8 protein-coding genes are annotated in these 7,737 nt (G+C 70.4%); all 8 read left to right on the plus strand.

Translation table 11 applies throughout. From position 1 onward, the window contains the following. Positions 1–3: 3 nt before the first annotated feature. The 8 genes from ACWEO7_RS18410 to ACWEO7_RS18445 all read left to right on the plus strand — a co-directional run bounded on the left by ACWEO7_RS18410 (position 4) and on the right by ACWEO7_RS18445 (position 7,466). On the plus strand, positions 4–504 hold the full coding sequence (locus tag ACWEO7_RS18410; RefSeq protein WP_452424686.1) for a hydrogenase maturation protease: 501 nt from the start codon (positions 4–6) through the stop codon (positions 502–504). Positions 505–507: 3 nt separating this feature from the next. Further along, positions 508–750 carry a HypC/HybG/HupF family hydrogenase formation chaperone gene (locus ACWEO7_RS18415; RefSeq protein ID WP_450016605.1) on the plus strand — a complete coding sequence of 81 codons (243 nt, stop codon included), beginning with the start codon at positions 508–510 and terminating at the stop codon, positions 748–750. After that, positions 747–3,047, plus strand: coding sequence for a carbamoyltransferase HypF (gene hypF, locus ACWEO7_RS18420; RefSeq protein ID WP_452424688.1), 2,301 nt, complete (start codon positions 747–749; stop codon positions 3,045–3,047). Before ACWEO7_RS18415 ends, hypF begins: the two co-directional genes overlap by 4 nt. A 16-nt stretch (positions 3,048–3,063) precedes the next feature. Continuing rightward, positions 3,064–3,390, plus strand: coding sequence for a HypC/HybG/HupF family hydrogenase formation chaperone (locus ACWEO7_RS18425; protein ID WP_452424689.1), 327 nt, complete (start codon positions 3,064–3,066; stop codon positions 3,388–3,390). Further along, on the plus strand, positions 3,387–4,499 hold the full coding sequence (gene hypD / locus ACWEO7_RS18430; RefSeq protein WP_452424690.1) for a hydrogenase formation protein HypD: 1,113 nt from the start codon (positions 3,387–3,389) through the stop codon (positions 4,497–4,499). Before ACWEO7_RS18425 ends, hypD begins: the two co-directional genes overlap by 4 nt. Beyond that, positions 4,492–5,565: a hydrogenase expression/formation protein HypE gene (gene hypE / locus ACWEO7_RS18435; protein ID WP_452424692.1), complete on the plus strand. Its 1,074-nt coding sequence runs from the start codon at positions 4,492–4,494 to the stop codon at positions 5,563–5,565. Before hypD ends, hypE begins: the two co-directional genes overlap by 8 nt. Positions 5,566–5,652: 87 nt before the next feature. After that, positions 5,653–6,720: a HoxN/HupN/NixA family nickel/cobalt transporter gene (locus tag ACWEO7_RS18440; protein ID WP_452424704.1), complete on the plus strand. Its 1,068-nt coding sequence runs from the start codon at positions 5,653–5,655 to the stop codon at positions 6,718–6,720. Next, positions 6,720–7,466, plus strand: a complete 747-nt coding sequence (locus ACWEO7_RS18445; RefSeq protein ID WP_452424694.1) for a DUF6390 family protein — start codon at positions 6,720–6,722, stop codon at positions 7,464–7,466. The genes ACWEO7_RS18440 and ACWEO7_RS18445 overlap by 1 nt, the downstream gene beginning before the upstream one ends. Positions 7,467–7,737: the final 271 nt, after the last annotated feature.

A 7,737-nucleotide genomic window follows, 5' to 3' on the forward strand; every position in this document is an offset into this window, starting at 1 on the left:
GCGGTGCTGATCGCCGGGATCGGCAACATCTTTCTCGGCGACGACGGATTCGGACCCGAGGTGGTGCGCAGGCTGCCGCGCCACCCCGACCCCGGTGTGCGCGCGGTGGACTACGGCATCCGCGGCATGCACCTCGCCTACGACCTGCTCGACGCCTGGGCGGCGCTGCTGCTGATCGACGCGCTGCCCGACCGCGGCGCGCCCGGCCGGGTCGAGGTGTTCGGCGCCGAGCCGGAGGACACCGGCGCCCAGCTCGACGCCCACGCGATGAGCCCGGACGCCGTCTTCGCCGGGGTACGCGCGCTGGGCGGCGTGTTGCCGCCCACGGTCGTCATCGGTTGCCAGGTCGCCTGCGTGGAGGAGGGCATCGGCCTGTCCGCGCCGGTCGCGGCGGCGGTGCCGGAGGCGGTCGCCGCCGTCGGCGAGGTGCTCGCCGCGTTCCTGCCCGCCGGGACATCCGATGGCTCCCCGCTTCCGCGGGCCACAGCGCGACAGGAGGACTGACCGATGTGTCTGGGCATCCCGGGACAGGTGCTGGCGATCCCTGACGGGTACCACGATCAGATCGCCTTGGTCGACGTCTCCGGCGAGCAGCGGAAGGTGAACATCGGGCTGCTCGACGCCGACCCGGCCCGGCCGGGTGACTGGGTGATCATCCACATGGGTTTCGCGGTGGAGAAGACCGACGCGGCCGGAGCCGAGGCGGCGCTGCAGGGGCTGCGTCTGCTGCAACGCGGGGACCAGTCATGAGCACTGTGCGGCTGCGGCGGCGTCTGCTGGTGCGCGGTGTGGTCCAAGGCGTCGGATTCCGGCCGTTCGTCTACACCACCGCCGCCGAACTGGCGCTGTCCGGCAGCGTGAGCAACAACAGCAACGGCGTGATCGTCGAGATCGAGGGAGCGGCCGAAGATCTGGACGAGTTCGCCCGGCGGCTGCGCCTGCGACCGCCGCCGCTGGCGGTGATCGAGTCGGTCGAGCAGGCCGACATCCCGGCGCGCGGCGGCACCGGATTCCACATCGCGGGCACCACCCGCGAGGGCGGCGGTCGCACGCTCGCCTCACCCGATGTCGCGATCTGCGCCGATTGCGAACGCGAGTTGCGCGATCCGCGCGATCGCCGTTACCGCCATCCGTTCGTCAACTGCACCAACTGTGGTCCGCGTTTCACCATCATCGCGAGCCTGCCCTACGACCGCGAGCGCACATCGATGGCCGACTTCGCCATGTGCGAGCGGTGCGCACGGGAATACGCCGATCCCGCCGATCGGCGCTTCCACGCGCAGCCGATCGCCTGCCCCGACTGCGGCCCCACGCTCGCCTATACGGGACCAGGAGCCGATACGCCGCTGACGGCCGCGCGGCAACTGCTGCGCGCGGGCGGAATCCTGGCGGTCAAAGGCATCGGCGGATACCACCTCGCCTGTGACGCCACGAACGAGGCGGCCGTCGCGGAACTTCGGCGCCGCAAACGCCGTGGTGACAAACCTTTCGCCGTGATGGTGCCGGATCTGGCCACGGCACGGGCCGTCGTCGCCGTAGACGACGCCGGTGCGACGCTGCTGACCAGCCCGGCTCGCCCCATCGTGTTGCTCGCTCGCCGATCCTCGCCCGAGGAGCCCGCTTCGAACGACGGCCCGGCGGTCTCGCCATCGGTGGCGCCCGGCAATCCGGACCTGGGCGTCATGCTCGCCTACACCCCGCTGCACCTGCTGCTGTTCGGTCTGCCCGGCGACCCGCCCGGCCCGCAGGTGCTCGTGATGACCTCGGGCAATCTCGGCGGCGAGCCGATCTGCTACCAGGACGACGACGCACGCACCCGTCTGGCCGGGCTCGCCGACGGCTGGCTGTCGCACAACCGGCGCATCCTGGTGCCCTGCGACGACTCGGTGGTGCGCTCGCTCGACGGCCGCGAACTGCCGGTCCGCCGCTCGCGCGGCTACGCGCCGCTGCCGCTGTTGCTACCGGTGCCGCTGCCGCCGACGCTCGCCGTCGGCGCGGACCTCAAGAACACCTGCGCGATGGCCGACGGCCGCTACGCCTGGTTGAGCCAGCACATCGGCGACATGGACGACCTGGCGACGCTGCGCTCCTTCGACGCCGCGCAGCGCCACCTCGGCGAACTCACCGGCGTCCGTCCCGCGCAGCTGGTCGCCGACGCGCACCCCGGCTACCGCTCCACCGCCTGGGCGCGCAGGCACGCGGGCGAACGAGCGGTCTACACCGTCCAGCACCATCACGCGCACATCGCCGCCGTCATGGGCGAGCACGGGCTCGGCGCCACCGAGCAGGTGGTCGGCATCGCCTTCGACGGCACCGGGTACGGACCGGACGCGGCGGTGTGGGGCGGTGAGGTGCTGCTGGCGGGCTACAAGGGCTACCGGCGTCTGGCGCACCTGAAGTACGTGCCGCTCGCGGGCGGTGATCTCGCCGTGCGCAGGCCCTACCGCATGGCGCTGGCTCATCTGCGCGCGGCCGGGATCGACTGGTCCGAGGACATTCCCGCGGTCGCGGCGTGTCCGCCCGCCGAGCGTTCCGTGCTGGCCCATCAGTTCCGGACCGGACTGGGCTGCGCGCCCACGTCCAGCATGGGCCGGTTGTTCGACGCGGTGTCCTCGCTGTGCGGCGTGCGGCACGTCGTCGACTACGAAGCCCAGGCGGCGATCGAACTGGAAGGGCTTTCGCGCGCGGCGGCCGAAGGCGACACCGCCTACCGATTCCCACTCCCGGACGGTGATACCGCCGGGATCGATGCCGCGCCGGTGATCGCGGACGTGGTCGCCGACGTTCGCGCGGGCGCGCCCCCGCAGGTGGTGGGCGCGCGCTTCCACGCCGCCGTCGCTCGGTTGGTGCTCGACCTCGCGGCGCGGTACGCCGCACCGGGGACGGTCGTCGCCCTGTCCGGCGGCGTATTCCAGAACGCCCTGCTGCTCGCGCGAACCTGTGCGCTGCTGCGCGACAACGGGTTCACCGTGATCACCCACCACCGGCTGCCGCCCAACGACGGCGGCCTCGCGTTCGGGCAACTCCTCGCGTGCAGCGAGGGATGAGCGAAGGAGAGCAACGATGTGTCTTGCGGTACCAGGCAAAGTGCTCAGCCTGCACGAGCGGGACGGCACGCTGATGTCGATCGTCGACTTCGGCGGCGTGCACAAGGACGTGTGCTTGCAATACATCCCGGACGCGGCGGTCGGCGACTACGTCGTGGTCCACGTCGGTTTCGCGATCCAGCGTCTGGACGAGGAGTCCGCGCTGCGGACCCTGGCCGAGTTCGAGCACCTCGGCGTACTGAACGAGGAATTCGGCGACGGTTTCGCCATCGCCGCGAAGCAGGCGGGCCTGGACAATCCCGCCGCCGAGCCGTCCCGCGAGGAACCGGAGGCGAAGTCATGAAATATCTGGACGAGTTCAGCAACCCCGAGCTGGCCCGGCACCTGCTCGATCGGATCCGCGCCGCGACCAGCCGCCGCTGGGCGATCATGGAAGTTTGTGGTGGACAGACGCATTCGATCATCCGCCACGGCATAGACCAACTGCTGCCCGACCAGATCGAGATGATCCACGGCCCCGGCTGCCCGGTCTGCGTCACCCCGCTGGAGGTGATCGACAAGGCGCTGGAGATCGCCGCGCGACCGGGCGTGATCTTCTGTTCGTTCGGTGACATGCTGCGCGTGCCGGGCAGTTCCAAGGACTTGTTCCGGGTGAAGAGCGAGGGCGGTGACGTCCGAGTGGTGTACTCGCCGCTGGACGCGCTGAACCTGGCCAAGGAGAATCCCGACCGCGAGGTCGTGTTCTTCGGCATCGGATTCGAGACCACGGCTCCGGCCAACGCCATGACGGTCTACCAGGCGAAGCGGCTGGGGATCAGGAACTTCTCGCTGCTGGTGTCGCACGTGCTGGTCCCGCCCGCCATCGCCGCCATCATGGAGTCCCCGACCTGTCGGGTGCAAGGATTCCTCGCCGCCGGGCACGTCTGCACCGTGATGGGCACCGACGAGTACCCGCCGCTGGCCGAGCAATACCGGGTGCCGATGGTGGTCACCGGATTCGAGCCGCTGGACATTCTGGAGGGCATCCGCCGCACCGTGCTGCAACTGGAGTCCGGCAGGCACGAACTGGAGAACGCCTACCCGCGCGCGGTGGCCGCTGGGGGCAATCCCGCGGCGAAAGCCATGCTGCAGGACGTCTTCGAGGTCACCGACCGGGCCTGGCGGGGCATCGGCGTCATCCCGCGCAGCGGCTGGCGGTTGTCGGAGCGCTATCGCGAGTTCGACGCCGAGCACCGCTTCGCCGTGGGCGACCTGCACACCGAAGAATCGACCATCTGCCGCTCCGGAGAGGTGCTGCAAGGGCTGATCAAACCGAACGAGTGCGCCGCTTTCGGCAAGCAGTGCACGCCGCGGAATCCTCTGGGCGCCACCATGGTGTCCTCCGAAGGCGCGTGCGCCGCCTACTACCTGTACCGGCGCTTGGATCTGCCCGCGGAGGTGGCTCATGCGTGATGAAGGCGCCGCGCCCGTGACGATCGATGAGGGCTGGGTCTGCCCGATGCCGCTGCGGGATTCGCCGAATATCGTGATGGGCCACGGCGGCGGTGGCGCGATGTCCGGCGAGCTGATCGAGCATCTGTTCCTGCCCGCGTTCGGCTCCGCCGCGAACGCGGACCTGGCCGATTCCGCGGTCGTCACGCTCGACGGCGCGCGGCTGGCCTTCTCCACCGATTCGTTCGTGGTGAAGCCGCTCGTCTTCCCGGGCGGCACCATCGGTGAGCTCGCGGTCAACGGCACGGTGAACGATCTGGCCATGTCCGGTGCGCGTCCGATGGTGCTGTCCACCGCGTTCATCCTGGAGGAGGGCACCGCGCTGGCCGACATCGCACGCATCGCGCAGGCGGTCGGGACCGCTGCGCTGGCGGCCGAAGTCCAGCTGGTCACGGGGGACACCAAGGTGGTCGACGCCGGGCACGGTGACGGGATCTACATCAACACCGCGGGCATCGGCGTGGTGCCCCCCGAGGTGGACATCCGGCCGCAACGCGCGACCCCTGGGGACGTCGTGCTGGTCAGCGGCGAGATCGGGGTGCACGGTGTCGCGGTGCTCAGTTGCCGCGAGGGTCTGGAGTTCGGTACCACCGTGCTCAGCGACACCGCGCCGCTGCACGGTCTGGTCGCGGCGATGCTGGCTACCGGCGCCGACCTGCACGTGCTGCGCGACCCCACCCGCGGCGGCGTCGCGGCCTCGCTCAACGAGATCGCCCGTGCCGCGAAAGTCGGCGTGGCCTTGGACGAGCGGCAGCTTCCCGTGCCGGACGGCGTGCGCGACGCGTGCGGGCTGCTCGGCCTGGACCCGATGTACGTGGCCAACGAGGGCAAGCTGCTGGCGTTCGTCGCGCCCGAGGACGCCGAACGCGTGCTGGCGGCGATGCGGGAGCACCCGCTGGGGGCGCAGGCCGCCGTGATCGGCCGATGCGTCGCCGAACATCCCGGCATGGTGGTCGCCCGCACGGCACTCGGCGGTACGCGGGTGGTGGATCTGCCCGCGGGCGAGCAGCTGCCACGGATCTGCTGACCGGGGACCGGTATCGGTCCCGAGCCAGAAGGCGAGGTGTGGATCATCGTTCGGATCGCCGAGACGCCTGCGGCGTCGCGTGCCCCGCTGGACGGACGGCAGCGGCGCGGCGTCGCGGGGATGGCGTCGGTCGTGGTCGTCCTGCACGTCCTCGGGTGGTCGGCGCTGCTGCTGCTCGTTGTCCCCGGTGGATACGTGGTGGACGGTGCGGTGTTCGGCGTCGGCCTCGGCGTCACCGCCTACACGCTCGGCATGCGGCACGCGTTCGACGCCGATCACATCGCCGCGATCGACAACACCACCCGCAAACTGGTCGCGGACGGGCGCAAGCCGCTGTCGGTCGGATTCTGGTTCTCCCTCGGGCACTCCACCATCGTGTTCGTCCTCGTCGCGCTGCTGGCATTCGGCGTCAAGGCGCTGGCGGGCAACCTGCGCGACGAGAACTCCGGGTTGCAACGCTGGACCGGCCTCTTCGGCACCGGCATCTCCGGCACTTTCCTGCTCGCCATCGGGGCGTTGAACCTGGTCTCGCTGATCGGCATCTGGCGGGTGTTCCGTTCGATGCGTCGTGGGAGCTACGACGAGGCCGCCTTGCGGCAGCGGCTGCACGACCGCGGCGCGTTGCAGCGGGTGACCGGGCCGCTGACCCGGGCGGTGCGCGCGCCGTGGCAGATGTACCTCGTCGGGCTGCTGTTCGGCCTCGGCTTCGACACCGTCACCGAGGTGAGCTTGCTGGTGATCGCGGGCGGCGCGGCGGCGACCGACCTGCCGTGGTACGCGATTCTCGTGCTGCCCGTGCTGTTCTCGGCGGGCATGACGCTGTTCGACGCGCTGGACGGCGCGTTCATGAACTACGCATACGGATGGGCGTTCGCCGGGCCGCTGCGCACCGTCTACTACAACATCGTCGTCACCGGTCTGTCGGTGGCCGTGGCGCTGCTGATCGGCGCGCAGGAGATGATTTCCTTGCTGGCCGACGAATTCGGCATCGCCGACGGACCGCTCGCGTGGGTCGGCGGGCTGGATCTGGGGGCCATGGGCTTCGTGATCGCCGGACTGTTCCTGCTCACCTGGGCGGTCGCCGTCGGAGTGTGGCGATTCGGCCGGATCGAGCAGCGATGGTCCCCCGGCCGGCCGGGTGGAGGGCCGTGCTGATGGCGGGCAGCGGAGCGGAGATGTTCGCCCGGTACGCCTACGCGCCCAATCGGCTCGGCTACTGCGGGCCGCCCGACGCCGCGGCCCTGCGCGACGGCTCGGACGAGCAGGTGCGGGCGGTGGCGCGCCGGTTCACCGGAGCGTGGCCGTACCTGCGCGTGATGGCGCGCATGACCGGTATCGCGGACCCGCTGGACCGCAGGCTCGTCGAGGCCTACTGGCTGGGCGGCGGCGTCGGCGCGGAACTGGATGCCCGCGAGTTCACCGCCGAACTGCTGGATCTGCTCGGCCCGGTCGCGGGCGGGTACTGGACGTACCTGACGCCACGGCTGGCCGAGGAGGCGGCCGCCAACCACTGCTTCCACGTCTTCGGTGTGTACCCCTGGTCGCGGCTGCTCGGGCGTGGCAACGAACATCCGCTGCACGTGCTCGACAACTGCCGGATCAGCTGGGGAACGGTGCTCGACCGCGCCGGCGGCGAGGTCGTGTTGCGCTGCCGCGCGCTGAGCTGGGACGGCGAACGTCTCGCGTTGTCGGTGGAGACGGCGCGGTCGGTGCCGATCCGGGTGGACGGGTACGCGGCGCTGCCGGACGTCGCGGTAGGGGAGCGGGTCGCGGTGCACTGGGGGCGGCTGTGCGGGCGCTTGGACGACGCCCAGATGGGTGCGCTCGAGGCGGCAACGGTGCGTCAATTGGAGCTCACCAACCGACGATTGGCCGCACAAGGGAGCCCAGCGATCAGCTGACGAGCACGTGAGTTGCCGGTCGTCCACGCCCGACACCGAGGCGGCGGGCTGCTTGCTTACAGCGCCGATATGCCGCGGCGGTTGCCGATGAGAGAGTTTCGATCCCCGTCAATCGTGGCGAACTCGACGGTTTGCGAATTCGGCAGACCTGCGAGGCGTGTTTGGCTCACCTAGGTGCAATGCCGCTCACATAAGGGTTTGACCTGGTCGTCAAATTTGCGAACCGGTCGGTGGGTGAGGCGGAGTCGGTTGTGTCGCTTCAGTTGCGTGT

Source organism: Nocardia sp. NPDC004260, assembly GCF_053603155.1.

Excerpts from the sequence above, each read along its gene's own strand:
- ACWEO7_RS18415 (WP_450016605.1), top strand. The coding sequence starts at position 508 with ATGTGTCTGGGCATCCCGGGACAGGTGCTGGCGATCCCTGACGGGTAC.
- hypF (WP_452424688.1), top strand. The coding sequence starts at position 747 with ATGAGCACTGTGCGGCTGCGGCGGCGTCTGCTGGTGCGCGGTGTGGTC.
- ACWEO7_RS18425 (WP_452424689.1), top strand. The coding sequence starts at position 3,064 with ATGTGTCTTGCGGTACCAGGCAAAGTGCTCAGCCTGCACGAGCGGGAC.
- hypD (WP_452424690.1), top strand. The coding sequence starts at position 3,387 with ATGAAATATCTGGACGAGTTCAGCAACCCCGAGCTGGCCCGGCACCTG.
- hypE (WP_452424692.1), top strand. The coding sequence starts at position 4,492 with ATGCGTGATGAAGGCGCCGCGCCCGTGACGATCGATGAGGGCTGGGTC.
- ACWEO7_RS18445 (WP_452424694.1), top strand. The coding sequence starts at position 6,720 with ATGGCGGGCAGCGGAGCGGAGATGTTCGCCCGGTACGCCTACGCGCCC.